The following is a 13,077-nucleotide window of genomic DNA, read 5'->3' on the forward strand; positions in this document are numbered from 1 at the left end:
AGCGTAAAAGCTGCTAATTTGTTCAATGGAATACCGCGCACCTTGTTTTTTCTAAACTGTCGTCTTTGTAGACATATAATGGGCAAATATAAGTAAAAAAACAAATAAAGCAATGATGTTGCATTTATTTGTTTTGATTGGAAGGGAAATAAAAAAAAATGTCTTTATGGATTCACATAAAAACATTTTTTTAGCACTTTATTTTTTGGATTGTACAAACTTTCCAATAATCTCATATTGATTTGCATCGAGACCTTGTACATCCTGTAATTTTATGATGCTATATAACGAATCGCTATAATAATCCAGCTTTTCATTGCTATCGTACAGGGAGTTTGCAATCTTTTTATCGATATGGATATGCTTGACCTTTTGGTTGTTGCGATCAAATTCGATCCTGAGTTTTTGTATCTGCAGTTCTTCCTTTTTAGCGGTAAATTCCGTAACACAATCTACTGTTTTGAGATCATAGAGTGTGGGATCAAAATTTTTGCTGATATCTGCGGACTGGAATGCCGAAAGTTCATTTTTCCAGTTTGCGATTTTAATTTCACGTTGTTCTTTTTCGCCGTCTTTATTGACAGATTTTAATACCGAAGGGTTAAGCTGCTGCAGGCGTTGCGCTTCGGCGCTGAAAAAAGAGTCTACTGAAAAAATATCCGTTGTCTTTTTCCTTTCTTTTTGTCCTGAGGTGGAGCTGCAGCTCCCAAAAAGCAGCGCACTTCCCACCAGTAGTGGAAGTGCGCTGCTTAAGTTTTTATATAAATTCTTATTCTGATACCAATACATTTCCTGTCATTTCAACGGGAATATCTACGCCCAAAAGTTTAAGAACGGTTGGAGCGATATCTCCCAATTTACCATCTGCGATTTTTTTGTAATGATCATCTATCAAGATGCATGGAACCAAATTCGTTGTATGTGCTGTATTTGGTGAGCCATCTTCATTGACCATAAATTCTGAATTGCCGTGGTCAGCCAGGATGATAAATGAATAGCCATTTTTCAATCCAGTTTCCACCACTGTTTTTGTGCATTGATCTACCGTTTCTACTGCTTTTACAACAGCCTCAAATACACCGGTATGGCCTACCATGTCCGGATTGGCAAAATTCAGGCAGATAAAGTCCGGCTGAAGAGTTTCCATATCATTGACGATGGCTTCGGTGATTCCGCTGGCAGACATTTCAGGTTGGAGGTCGTAAGTGGCTACTTTCGGTGAAGGCACCAAAAGACGGTTTTCACCTTCGAACTGTTGTTCACGGCCGCCGGAGAAGAAGAATGTCACGTGTGGATATTTTTCTGTTTCAGCGATACGGGTCTGTGTTTTATTGTTGGCTTCCAAAACTTCACCAAGTGTATTGGTCAGGTTGTCTTTTTGGAAGACAACGCGTACGTTTTGGAAAGTTTCATCATAGGCCGTCATGGTGACATAGTACAGGTTTAACGGAGCTAGATCATACTCAGGGAAAGCTTTTTGCGTCAGTGCAATGGTAATTTCACGCCCCCGGTCGGTTCTGAAATTGTAACAGAAGACGACATCACCTTCCTGGATTGTTGCTACTGCCGTACCATCAGCATTCACCAATGAGATCGGCTTAACGAACTCGTCAGTAACGCCGGCATCGTAAGATTTTTGAATGGAGGCAATCAAGTCATTGGATTTTTCGCCTTCGGCTTTCACCAATAGGTCGTAAGCCAGTTTAACGCGTTCCCATCTGTTATCACGGTCCATCGCATAATATCTACCGATGGCAGAAGCGAAGGTGCCTGAGGTTGTTTTTAGATATTCCTGTAGATCTTTGACATAGCTGATCCCAGAATTGGGGTCTGTATCGCGACCGTCGAGAAATGCGTGGATAAATACCTGGTCACTGTTTAGTCCGGCATGTTTTGCGGCGTCACAAAGACCTTTCAGGTGTTTGGTATGCGCATGCACACCACCATCGGAAAGCAAACCGATAAAGTGTACTTTTTTATTGTTTTCAAGTGCGTATTTAAATGCATCCTGGATAACGATATCTGTATTGAATACGCCGTCATTTACGGCCTTGTGGATACGTCCTAGTTCCTGGTAGACAATTCTTCCGGCGCCAAGATTCATGTGACCGACCTCCGAGTTTCCCATCTGTCCGTCGGGAAGGCCTACGGCTTCACCGGAAGCTTCCAGACTTGAATTTGGGTATGTGTCCAATAAATGATCTAAAAATGGGGTATTTGCAGCTTCAACTGCATTTGATTTATCATGTTTTCCGTATCCTAGTCCGTCTAGGATCATGAGTGCAACTTTTTTCTTATTCATCGTATAACAAAGATAACCTTAATTTTAGAATCTATCAATGCATCTTTAAAATCTTCCCTTGTTTATATCTAATAATTTTATACGTTTGTGGCATAGTTTATGTTTGGTGTAAACTATGCTACCTAATAATTGATACATCTATTGTGGAAACTGTTCTATTTTATTCTGAGCTATATGAAACTTTTTAGCTATTGCGTATTTATATTTGTCTATAGTCTTTTTATACACACTGACGCCTCAGGGCATAATTCAAAAGATTTTAATGACTTAGCGCAGCCTGCTTTACAGGTCGGGGAATTGTCTTTGGGAAGTATTTCCGAAGAACTTAAAACCTATTTAAGGGAGGGAAATGCAAAGAATATAGCTAAATATTTTGGATCCAATCTGACCTTGTCTATTTTGGGTGAAAACGGTGTGTATACCAAGTACCAATCCGAGATTATGTTAGGTACATTTTTTAATCAACATAAACCCAAGACCGTTAAACTGACCCAGGCCAGCAATGCGAATAATGGTTATCAATACTTCACCTTTTCACTGGCGACCGAACAGGCAAACTACCGCGTATTTATTAAGATCGGAGCTGGATCCAATAATCAGTCCATCGAGGAACTTCGGGTCGATAAAAGTTAAGCCAGACACTATTTTTTTATCATTCTATTTTCCGATTAAAAAATTATTCCACATCTTAGCCCAATAAATTGTATTTATGGAGAAGGAAATCAAGGACTATTTGGCGCAATTTGTAAAACAATCAGTCGCTGAAGATGTTGGGGATGGTGATCATACCTCATTATCCACGATTGCGGCAGGAGCGCAGGGTGAAGCGAAACTGATTGTGAAAGACGATGGCGTTTTGGCGGGTGTTGAAGTTGCCCTGGCGATCATCAGCTATATCGACGAGACCTTAGCCTGTGAAGTGTTTATTCAAGATGGGAGCGAGGTAAAAGTTGGTGATATAGCCTTTTTTGTGCGCGGGAATATCCGAAGTATTTTGCTGGCAGAACGTTTGGTGTTGAATGTAATGCAACGTATGAGTGGCATTGCGACGACAACCCGAAAATATGTAGATCTGTTAAAAGGTACAGGCACTCAAGTATTGGATACCCGCAAGACGACACCTTTACTCCGTGTATTGGAAAAGGAAGCTGTCAAAATCGGTGGGGGAACCAATCACCGTTTTGGTTTATTCGACATGATCCTGATCAAGGACAATCATGTGGATTATAGTGGTGGAATTGTACCTGCATTGACACGTGCAAACGAGTATCGAAAGAAATTAAATAAACCAATAGAAATAGAAATTGAGGTCCGAAATTTTGCGGAACTTGACGAAGTTCTTAACTTTGGCGAAGTGGACCGAATCATGTTGGATAATTTTTCACCTGCGGATGTGGCCGAAGCTGTTAAAATTATCGGTCATCGCTTTAAGACAGAAGCCTCTGGAGGAATAACATTTGAAACCATTCGGTCATATGCAGAGGCTGGAGTAGACTATATCTCGGTGGGCGCTTTGACACACAGTGTCAAGAGTTTGGATCTTAGTTTGAAGGCCAAATTATTATAAGAACTGATTTAATTTAATGATATCGATTTATTTAGTAATTGCAGTATTACTAGCTTATTTGTTTGGTTCTATACCTACAGCGGTTTGGTTGGGTCAAGCATTTTATGGCGTAGATGTTCGTGAGTATGGGAGTGGTAATGCTGGAGCGACTAACACCTTTCGCGTTTTAGGGCCGCGTGCCGGTTCCATCGTGATGTTTGTGGATATATTTAAGGGATGGACGGCGACAAATCTTGCTTACCTGATTGAGCTGGGGCAGAATACCAGTGATGTTCAGTTCGTTAATTTTCAGTTGGCACTGGGGGTGATTGCTGTGATCGGGCACCTATTTCCGGTGTTTGCAGGCTTTCGGGGAGGAAAAGGGGTCGCGACATTGTGCGGGATGATCCTTGCAATACATACACCTGCAGCTTTGGTCTGTGTGTCCGTATTTATCATTATCCTATTGACCACCCATTATGTGTCTTTAAGTTCGATATCTGCTGGATTTGCCTTTCCGTTTAGTTTGGCATTTATTTTTAAGACTACGATTCCTTCGGTATTACTGTATGGCATCGCGATCTGTATACTCTTATTGATTACCCATCAAAAGAATATTGAGCGTCTGCTAAAGGGACATGAATCCAAGATTTATCTGTTCAAGAAAAAATCGAAAGAAAAAGAATAGGCACAATAATTGTATCCTGTAAAACGGATTTTAATAGAATATTATGAAAGGCATATTTAAGTATTCGGCTATGGTTTTGGCCTGTGTTGCGCTAGCATCGGGGATGTCAGGTTGTGCAACTTCAGCGGTTACTGGAAAGAAATATTTGAAATTGGTCAGTGCTGACCAAGTGAATCAGCAGGCAGCATTAGCTTATAAAGATTTTTTATCGAAAAATAGTGCAAAGGTGATTACCGGTACAGCGGATGCAGCAATGGTGAAACGTGTGGGTAACCGATTGGCAACAGCGGTAAACCAATATCTGCAAAGCAAGGGTATAGCCAATAAATATAATTTCAACTGGGAATTTAACTTGGTGAAGAGCGACGATGTGAATGCTTGGTGTATGCCGGGCGGTAAAGTCGCTGTATATACAGGAATATTACAGGTAACGCGCACCGAAGCAGGTATGGCGACAGTAATGGGGCATGAAATTGCCCATGCTATTGAAGAGCATTCCGTGGCGCAGGCATCCAACCAGATGGCTTTACAAATGGGTGGGCAGATCCTGGGGTCAGCAGCGGGGATGACGGGTAGCAGCTCACTAGGTATTTTTAACAACCTATATGGTTTGGGGGGAAGCTTGGCACAGTTGAAATTCTCCCGAAGCGATGAGTCTTCTGCCGATCAGGCTGGGTTAATTATTATGGCGTTGGCCGGTTACGATCCGAATGAAGCCATTGGATTTTGGAAGCGTATGGCATCGGGCAGTCAAAAAGGTCAACCCGAGTTTTTGAGTACCCACCCGAGTGATGCCCGTCGTATTGCGGATATTGAGAAACAGATTCCAAATGCAATGCGGTATTACAAAAAGTAAAAACGTAATTTGATTGTAATAGAAAGGGAGCATCTGTTATGCTCCCTTTTTTTGTTTTCAGTTTATGCTATTTTAGTTTATACACCTGCAATTGCATCAGAGATACCTAATACAACTCCAAGTATAAGACCCAGAAAATTAAATCCGATCGTGATAATAACGATGATCCCGATGAATTTATAATGCTTTTTTAGGGCATCGAGACAGAGTTCAAGTTGAATGCTGTCGCGGTTTTCTATTGCTTTTCTTGCTTTAGATCCGAAATTATACAAATAATAAATTGGGAGGCAGGAGAAAGCCAGCAGCAGTAAGTAAAGTACACCGAAGGTCGATATTGTACCGGCCGAGACATATTCACCCTGACCCAAAGATAAGGCGCTGGCCCCAAAGATCAAGCTAATCATGGTGATGGCCGATATTCCGATAAAAATAAAACAGACAATAGCCAAAAAATTGGCCCATTTAGCTGCTGAAGCTAAGAAAGAAAGCCCTGCTGGAGACAGTTTAATGTCTGCGGGTTCGTGAAAAGAAGAATTTTGAATACCGACTTCCATGAAAAGAAAATTATAAAGGTGTGCGAATTTCTAAAAAGTTATCCGTTTTTAAAAACAGATTTTTAGAGAAAACCAATTCGCAGGGACAATAGTTTACAGTTTTAATACAAATCCTAGGTTAGTAGCGCCATTGCTACAAAAAAACGAGTTGATCAATAAAATGCTCGGTTGAGAGAAAGTTAGTGAATTTTTTTTAAAAAGCTTTCTTTATGATTGGAAGAATGTTGTTACAAATATGCAATTTAATAATCAATTTGAGTGTTTTTGGTTTAATTTTTTATTCCCTTAATGTTAATTTTTTACTAAAAATAGCTATTTTATGTTGTTTTGTGATTTTTTTTATATTTTAGATTGTCAATAAACATTTTAACCGGTTTTAATTTTTTAATTTATTCTTATGAAAAGAAAAATTTTGTTAGTATTTGCTTTGATATGCCTATTTAGTTGTAGTAAGCAAGAGTTACAACCAGATGATAACATAAATCTTGCGGAAATAAATAAATTAGCTAATGCAAATAATGTATTGAACGCGTCGTGGCTTGGTTCCACCGATATTACTATCTATACAAGAAATAGTAGCCTCATTACCGTGCCACTAACTGTATCCTATCCGTGGTACTCAGCTGGAAATCCAATGGCTGTAGCCAATCCTGATATTCAACCAGCTGATGGTTGGGAATTGGTCTATGATAATCTTGGGACAGCGGCGAAGGGTGTTGATTTTCCTTTTTTTGCACTCTATAATAAGTACAGAGGGATTTTGCGTCTATTTTTATACAATTCGCAACGTGTTTCTGCAAACTATTTTAGAGGTGAATTATATTTTAGAGAAAGCAATTTTTCAAATTCTATTTTATCCTATGTGGGTGATGAAGCGAAATCTAGTTATGCAACTTATGATCCTTCTGAAAAACAGACTGTTGTTGCCTATGCAAATGCGTACTCATCATGGATAAACTTTGATTTTACGTTGGCTAATTACGACGACAGGATTAATAAAAATAATGTCTTAGATTTCAAGATGTATTCAATAAATGAATCAAATATCAATTTGTCTTCGACAGAGTTTACTTTGGCTCATGAATTGGCTAATAAAGCGCAACTGGGAACTTCATCATCGTCTTTTTCCTCAACTTTACAAACCGGACAAAAGTATATTAAAACATTTGATGATACTAAAAAGCTCTTAAAGGAGGTAGGAGGTTTATCTAATCGCCCCTCGTTGTTAACAACTATCGGTTCGATAGCGAGTAAATCTTATCTTAACGCAATTCCTTTATTTGGTCAAGCTTTAGGGATTGTAAGCGCTTTTATTGGAGGGAAGAGCCAGCCTTTTCAATGGCAAATGTTGAAATTTAATGGAACTCTTAAGTTAGAAGGTACATTTACCTCGACAGTGCCAGTGTATACTCTATCTTTGGCCACAAGCAATGATATACCCACTGGTACGGTAATTAAGAAGTTAAACACGACAAACTTTGGTGTGTTCAATTTGAAAAACAATCCTGAATTAGTTATTATTAGAGATGTTGAGCAATTGGTTCCTGGCGCTAATCCCAATTGGTCGATGGCTGATCATGACTATTCGAGGTATACAGATTTTAAGCTTAAAAACGGAGATTCAGATTTATTGTTAAATCCAAATACAGGTTTAAATCTAATATCAAAAAAAGTCAGAGTTATTGCAGACTTTGATTATACGCCTTATAGTGATGGCGAATATTTAAATGAGAACTTTTTTGATTTAAATCAAAATGTTGTTTTTGATGCGCGATATACAAAAAACGATATATGGGATGGTTATACTTACAGTATATCTAGCCCTAGGCAAATGGGCCTAGAATTAATTTTTAGGCCCATAGGAATATCTGATAGTTCTAAAGATATAGTGTTTCTAAAGGTGTATAAAACTAAAATAACATATTAACTACGAGTATTCAGATTTCATAAAGAAAGTCTCTAGAAATTCTGGAGACTTTTCTTTTTCCAGACAAAATATGTGACAACCTATATAAAATAGAATAGACCGCGAGATTTAATTATTGTTACAATTGAAATAGGTTGATTAGGTTTGGGAAACTATTTTTTAGCAAGAGGGGTTCGATGAAAAGCTAGTTTAAAAGATGTTATAACGTTTTTTTTGTGTAAAAATTGTGTAAAAGGCCAGCGATTTGCGGTCGAAAGATAGAAACTAGATGTGTGGTAGTATGTTAAGTTTATATTAAGTCCTTTGTTATTTGAAATCTCTTAGTAATTTTGCTTAACATTTTTTAACAAATCACATTATATGAAAAGATCTTTACTCTTTTTCGCTCTTGTAATGGCCAGTTATGGTGCTGTACAAGCTCAGGTCACGACAAGTAGCGTTACAGGTATTGTAAAAGAGGCAAACGGCAGTGTTACTTCGGGCGCTACTATCAAAGCAACACACGTGCCATCGGGAACGGTTTATTCGGGTTCTTCAAACTCAGTAGGTCGTTTTAATTTACCAGCGATGCGTGTTGGTGGACCTTATAGAATAGAGGTAACCTATGTTGGGCAGAATCCAATTGTTTATAATGATGTTTACATACAATTGGGGCAACCTTACGTATTGAACAGTACATTTGGAAATAATGAAACAGTTTTGGATGAAGTTGCTGTCACGAGAACTGGGGGGTCGAAGAATTTAAAAACCGGCGCTGAAACATCCATTTCTAGAAAACAGATGGAAAATCTACCAACTGTTTCCCGTTCAATAGAAGATTTTACGAGACTAACGCCGCAAGCTGATGTTAAAGGAGGTTCTGTTTCTATTGGTGGAATGAATAATAGATTCAACCAATTTACTATTGATGGAGCTGTTACCAACGATGTTTTTGGTTTAAATGCAAACGGATTAAATGGCGGGGGGAGTGGTACAAGTCCAATATCTTTAGATGCGATAGAACAAATGTCTGTTCAGGTTGCGCCTTTTGACGTTCGGACAAGTGGATTTGCTGGTGGTGGTATTTCTGCTGTAACCAAGTCCGGTACGAACCAGTTTCAAGGATCAGTATATCACTATTTCCGGAATCAGGATTTAACGGGAAAAACACCAAAATCGTTAGTTAAAGATGGCGATGAAAGAACTAAACTAGCGAATTTTTCTGAGAAAACATATGGAGTACGTTTAGGCGGTCCAATTATAAAGGATAAATTATTCTTCTTTGTAAATTACGAACATACCAAGAATAACACTCCCGAAAATTATCCAGTAGGCTCTTCTGGCTCTAATTTATTAGAAGCAGATGCGAAACGGATTTATGATATTGCGTTGAGCAAATATAGTTATGATGCGGGTTCATATACTGATCTTGCGGATGAAAACACATCTAATAAAGTGATGACGCGTTTAGATTGGAATATCAACGAAAAAAATAAACTTTCATTGAGATACAATTATGTAGACGGGATTGATGTGGGCAATACCCGTACAGCATCTTCATTAACATTTGGTAATGGTGCAATCTTAAAAGATTTTAAGTCAAATACACTTACTTTGGAGTTAAGTAGTCGGATTAATAATTCATTGGCGAATAGTTTTATTGCTGGTTATACACGTGTAAGAGATTCAAGAAGTTATAAAGGTCAATTATTTCCATATGTTCGAATTAATACAACCAAAACTGGAACTTATTACTTGGGAGTAGATCCATATACTAATATTAATCAGCTTGATCAAGATGTTTATACATTATCTAATAACCTAACCTGGTATAAAGGGCTTCACACCTTGACATTTGGGACGCATAATGAGTTCTATAAAATGTACAATGCTTATACAGGGAATTCTAATGGATCATTTATTTTTAACGATTCTAAGGTCGGCGATATAAACCCCGTAACCGGAAATCCTTACACTGCTATTGAAAATTTTGAACGAGGGATGGCGACTAATATGGATTTTGGTTATAGTAACACGGACGATCCACGTCAAGGTGCTAAATTTAATGCTGTACAATTAGGATTTTATGTTCAAGACGAATATCAAATGCAGGATAATCTAAAAATTACTGCAGGTCTTCGTGTAGATATTCCAATTTATTTGGATAAGCCAATGGAGAATACTGATTTTAATAATTCTATTCTGGCGAAACAATATAATGTTCAAACCAATCGGATGCCAAGCGCTCCTTTGATGTTCTCTCCTCGGATTGGATTCAACTGGGATGTGAATAGAGACCGTTCAACCATTGTACGTGGAGGAATGGGTATTTTTACCTCACGCGTTCCTTTTGTTTGGGCAGCAGGTGCCTTTACACAAAGCGGTGCTCTTTTGGGTGGAAATAAACTCGGGAATGGTACAGATGCAAATGTTCCCTTTATCAGCGATGTTAACAAATTGCCTAAATATGATGGAGCGGTTACGCCGTCCGGAAATATTACAGTACTTGATAAAAATTTGAAAATGCCTCAGATTGCTCGTTTCTCGGGTGGAGTCGATCAAGTATTACCTTATGGAATTAAAGGAACATTAGAATTTATTTACTCCAAAAATCTAAGTGCTTTTAATTTTAGGGATTTAAATCTAGAACGACCAATAGGTACTTTGGAAGGAGCTGATAATCGTGTGGTATATGATGCAAATAATAATAACCGCCGCGTATTGGATAATTATACTGAAGTTATTTATGTAAATAATGTTAACAAAGGTTACTCTTGGTCAACAACGGCATCGTTATCGAAAAGTTTCTTGTTTGGTTTAGATGCATCTGTAGCCTATACTTATACAGCTGCGAAAGACTTGATATCTGGTACATCTTCTCAAAACCAATCCAATTGGTATAGAGTTGCTTCTGTAAATGGTTCAAATAATGTAACCCTTGCTCACAATCCATTTAGTACAGGAAGTCGTGTTATCGGATTTTTGTCATTTTCTAAAGAATACTTGAAACATTTAGGTACTTCTATATCTCTTGTTTATACAGGACAATCTGGCGCTAGATTTTCTTACTTAGCTGGAGGAAATCTACTTGGTTATGCGTCAGCAGGTAATCAATATAATTTAATGTATATTCCAAGAAACCAATCTGAGATAACATTTGTCCAGTCTGGGGATCAAACTCCGCAACAACAATGGGAGGCTTTGAATGGCTTTATTGAATCTAATGATTATCTGAAGTCAAGGAGGGGCCAATATGCCGAAAGAAATGGAGCTCGATCACCCTTCTCACATAAATTTGATTTAAAAATTGTTCAAGATTTATTTACAAATATTGGCAATACAAAAAACAAACTTCAACTTTCTGTTGATATCATGAATGTTGGTAACTTATTGAATGGTAACTGGGGAAAACAATATACTGGTGTAGGAAGTTTCTGGGATAATAGTTTCGTCCCTGTGACCTTTGCTGGTTATGAAGGAACTACCAAGAAACCAACTTATCGTTTGGGCAATTTAAATAACAACACACCTTATTATGTTCAAGATATCTATTCAAGATGGTCTGCACAAGTAGGTATCCGTTATATCTTCAACTAATCCGAAGAACATATCTTAAGAAAAACCGTCCTAGATGATAGGGCGGTTTTTTTTATATGTTAAATTTTGTTTTTTTTGGGGATAATGAAGAAAAATAAGGTCGTCGCCGAATAAGCGGCGAAGCAGTTCCGAATGACTTTCGAAGATAGGATCAACAACTAGTACAAAATATCCTTCGCCTAATTTCCTATTTTCTTTGCTATTTTTCCTGGCCTTGTTCGCCCTTTGCCCCTCTTTTGGTTTACAGTTAGCCTACTGTTTACCTATTGTAGTAGGCCAATAGTAAGCTAACTGTAGGTCAATAGTAGGTGAAACTTAAAACGGAGCTAGGTAATTATAGATGGAAAGTGTATAGTTGAGTTCTGGGATACCTACATTGATTAATATTTATTTTGCTAATTATTTTAGTATTTTCAGCTAATTTTTATTATTTTTGCTTCATAACCAGTTTGTAATTATATGACCAGTTTAAAAAAGTATCTTGGGAAGTATGTTGATCCACGTACTGATTTCGGTTGGAAGTTTTATTTTGGAAGAGAGGAGAACAAAATTTTATTGATTGAATTTCTGAATAGCCTGTTTGAAGGAGAAAAGGTTGTGAAGGATCTACGCTATAAGACTGTGGAACATGATGGAGATCATGAGGACATACGCCGTGTAGTTTTTGATCTGCTCTGTATTAGCGATGATGGCAAGCATTTTATCGTTGAGATGCAGCAATTATTTCAAGAGTTCTTTAAGGATCGGGCTATTTATTATACCTCAAGACTGATCAATAAACAATTGACCCGCGGCAAGAAAGGTAACAGTTATTGCTTGCCTGAGGTGTATTTTATTGGCATTTTGGAATTTCGAATGGATGAAAGAAAGGGTTTCGAACATCCGGATACAGGTCATCCTTATTTCTATGATGTAGCGCTATGTGATAAAAATACACATGAAATATTTTACGATAAGCTGGGCTATAAAATGGTATCCTTACCTCTTTTTAATAAAACTCCCGAAGAGCTAGTTTCGGTCATGGATCAATGGTTGTATCTTCTTAAACATCTGAGTACCATGGATAAATTGCCGGCTTTTTTGGATAAGCGAATATTTGGCCTTATCTTTGAAATAGGAGAGATAGGTAAATTAACGGAGGAAGATCTGATGTCATACGAAGCAAGTTTAAAACATAAAAGAGATGCCGAAAGCGTTTTCAATTCGGCAATAAATACCGGACGTGAGGAAGGTCGAAAGGTTGGTCTTGAAGAAGGTCTAAAACTAGGACTTGCAGAAGGGAAAGCTAAAGGACTTGCAGAAGGGAAAGCTAAAGGACTTGCAGAAGGGAAAGCTAAAGGACTAGCAGAAGGGAAAGCTAAAGGGCTTGCAGAAGGGAAAGCTAAAGGGCTTGCAGAAGGGAAAGCTAAAGGACTTGCAGAAGGGAAAGTTAAAGGACTTGCAGAAGGGAAAGCTAAAGGACTTGCAGAAGGGAAAGTTAAAGGACTTGCAGAAGGAGAATATAAAAAGGCTATTGAATTTGCACGTGCAATGAAGAAAGATGGTGTTCCTATCGAACAGATTATACGCTATTCTGGCTTCTCTGCCGAAGAAATCGAAAAATTTTAATCATATAGTCCACTATTCAC

The 13,077-nt window shown here is 38.0% G+C and carries 10 protein-coding genes; 7 read left to right on the forward strand and 3 right to left on the reverse strand.

The genetic code is table 11. The annotated features are described in order from the left end of the window. Nucleotides 1–198: 198 nt before the first annotated feature. Nucleotides 199–789, reverse strand: coding sequence for a hypothetical protein (locus tag D7322_RS14370; protein ID WP_121124981.1), 591 nt, complete (start codon nt 787–789; stop codon nt 199–201). Then, nucleotides 770–2,302 carry a 2,3-bisphosphoglycerate-independent phosphoglycerate mutase gene (gene gpmI, locus D7322_RS14375; RefSeq protein ID WP_121124982.1) on the reverse strand — a complete coding sequence of 511 codons (1,533 nt, stop codon included), beginning with the start codon at nt 2,300–2,302 and terminating at the stop codon, nt 770–772. The genes D7322_RS14370 and gpmI overlap by 20 nt, the downstream gene beginning before the upstream one ends. A gap of 174 nt (nt 2,303–2,476) precedes the next feature. Between gpmI and D7322_RS14380 the strand changes: the two genes are divergently transcribed. From D7322_RS14380 to D7322_RS14395, 4 genes are all read left to right on the forward strand, one after another. Then, nucleotides 2,477–2,935 carry a DUF4783 domain-containing protein gene (locus D7322_RS14380; RefSeq protein ID WP_121124983.1) on the forward strand — a complete coding sequence of 153 codons (459 nt, stop codon included), beginning with the start codon at nt 2,477–2,479 and terminating at the stop codon, nt 2,933–2,935. A 76-nt stretch (nt 2,936–3,011) separates the two neighbouring features. Next, nucleotides 3,012–3,869 (forward strand): carboxylating nicotinate-nucleotide diphosphorylase, encoded by an 858-nt coding sequence (nadC, locus tag D7322_RS14385; protein ID WP_121124984.1) that lies wholly within the window; start codon nt 3,012–3,014, stop codon nt 3,867–3,869. A 16-nt stretch (nt 3,870–3,885) separates the two neighbouring features. Continuing rightward, a complete protein-coding gene (gene plsY, locus D7322_RS14390) occupies nt 3,886–4,536 on the forward strand; it encodes a glycerol-3-phosphate 1-O-acyltransferase PlsY (RefSeq protein WP_108637029.1) in 651 nt (216 codons plus the stop codon). Nucleotides 4,537–4,579: 43 nt separating this feature from the next. Beyond that, nucleotides 4,580–5,392, forward strand: coding sequence for a M48 family metallopeptidase (locus tag D7322_RS14395; protein WP_108637028.1), 813 nt, complete (start codon nt 4,580–4,582; stop codon nt 5,390–5,392). A 77-nt stretch (nt 5,393–5,469) separates the two neighbouring features. On the opposite strand, the gene D7322_RS14400 is transcribed toward D7322_RS14395, so the two are convergent. After that, nucleotides 5,470–5,946, reverse strand: a complete 477-nt coding sequence (locus D7322_RS14400; protein ID WP_121124985.1) for a hypothetical protein — start codon at nt 5,944–5,946, stop codon at nt 5,470–5,472. 397 nt (nt 5,947–6,343) lie between these two features. On the opposite strand from D7322_RS14400, the gene D7322_RS14405 reads away from it, so the two are divergent. The 3 genes from D7322_RS14405 (at nt 6,344) to D7322_RS14415 (ending at nt 13,057) form a co-directional block, all read left to right on the forward strand. After that, the gene (locus D7322_RS14405; RefSeq protein ID WP_121124986.1) at nt 6,344–7,873 is read left to right on the forward strand and encodes a hypothetical protein; all 1,530 of its coding nucleotides are present in this window, start codon (nt 6,344–6,346) and stop codon (nt 7,871–7,873) included. Nucleotides 7,874–8,233: 360 nt separating this feature from the next. Further along, a complete protein-coding gene (locus D7322_RS14410; RefSeq protein ID WP_121124987.1) occupies nt 8,234–11,449 on the forward strand; it encodes a TonB-dependent receptor in 3,216 nt (1,071 codons plus the stop codon). A 459-nt stretch (nt 11,450–11,908) separates the two neighbouring features. Next, complete coding sequence (locus D7322_RS14415; RefSeq protein WP_121124988.1) at nt 11,909–13,057, forward strand: PD-(D/E)XK nuclease family transposase; 1,149 nt, start codon at nt 11,909–11,911, stop codon at nt 13,055–13,057. Nucleotides 13,058–13,077: the final 20 nt, after the last annotated feature.

Source organism: Sphingobacterium puteale (assembly GCF_003627955.1).
GTDB lineage: Bacteria > Bacteroidota > Bacteroidia > Sphingobacteriales > Sphingobacteriaceae > Sphingobacterium > Sphingobacterium puteale.

Excerpts from the sequence above, each read along its gene's own strand:
- D7322_RS14370 (WP_121124981.1), bottom strand. The coding sequence starts at position 789 with ATGTATTGGTATCAGAATAAGAATTTATATAAAAACTTAAGCAGCGCA.
- gpmI (WP_121124982.1), bottom strand. The coding sequence starts at position 2,302 with ATGAATAAGAAAAAAGTTGCACTCATGATCCTAGACGGACTAGGATAC.
- D7322_RS14380 (WP_121124983.1), top strand. The coding sequence starts at position 2,477 with ATGAAACTTTTTAGCTATTGCGTATTTATATTTGTCTATAGTCTTTTT.
- nadC (WP_121124984.1), top strand. The coding sequence starts at position 3,012 with ATGGAGAAGGAAATCAAGGACTATTTGGCGCAATTTGTAAAACAATCA.
- plsY (WP_108637029.1), top strand. The coding sequence starts at position 3,886 with ATGATATCGATTTATTTAGTAATTGCAGTATTACTAGCTTATTTGTTT.
- D7322_RS14395 (WP_108637028.1), top strand. The coding sequence starts at position 4,580 with ATGAAAGGCATATTTAAGTATTCGGCTATGGTTTTGGCCTGTGTTGCG.
- D7322_RS14400 (WP_121124985.1), bottom strand. The coding sequence starts at position 5,946 with ATGGAAGTCGGTATTCAAAATTCTTCTTTTCACGAACCCGCAGACATT.
- D7322_RS14405 (WP_121124986.1), top strand. The coding sequence starts at position 6,344 with ATGAAAAGAAAAATTTTGTTAGTATTTGCTTTGATATGCCTATTTAGT.
- D7322_RS14410 (WP_121124987.1), top strand. The coding sequence starts at position 8,234 with ATGAAAAGATCTTTACTCTTTTTCGCTCTTGTAATGGCCAGTTATGGT.
- D7322_RS14415 (WP_121124988.1), top strand. The coding sequence starts at position 11,909 with ATGACCAGTTTAAAAAAGTATCTTGGGAAGTATGTTGATCCACGTACT.